This window comes from Tamlana crocina (assembly GCF_012037625.1).
Map to the genome: position 1 here is coordinate 1 of NZ_JAAVJS010000240.1, position 449 is coordinate 449.

1 protein-coding gene is annotated in these 449 nt (G+C 32.5%); it reads left to right on the plus strand.

The window, feature by feature from the left end:
- Positions 1 to 362, plus strand: a 362-nt coding sequence (locus HC176_RS16505; RefSeq protein WP_167920091.1) for a DUF4268 domain-containing protein, incomplete at its 5' end; no start/stop codon positions are given.
- Between the last annotated feature and the right edge of the window lie 87 nt (positions 363 to 449).

Below are 449 nucleotides of genomic sequence, written 5' to 3' on the forward strand. Positions count from 1 at the left end.
TTGGTTTTATTAGAGGTGCTGGCCGTTATAATTTCTGCATAGGCCGTAAAACAAACAGAATTGAACTATACTTCCCTAATGATCCCGAAAATGAAATTGTTGAAGAATTTAAAAAGCATCAAAAGGAGATCGAAGACAGATTTGGTCATGAATTGATATTTGATGGTGGTGAAAATAGAAAAGCTTCAAAAATAAAATTTGAATATCCTGAACCTGAATTCTTTAAAGATTTCGGCGAGTTTCAGAATGAAGAAAATTGGGAAAAACGAACAAAATGGTTTGCTTCTAATATGGAGAAATTCTATAAAGCTTTTCAACCATTTGCAGATAGAATATTAAAAGGTCGATCTTATAACGGATAATTACAGCTCCCCCAATGCCGCAGTCAGAACAAATATTAGAGCAAAATCTAATTGCTCAACTTGAAGAATTAAAATATGAAAGGGTTT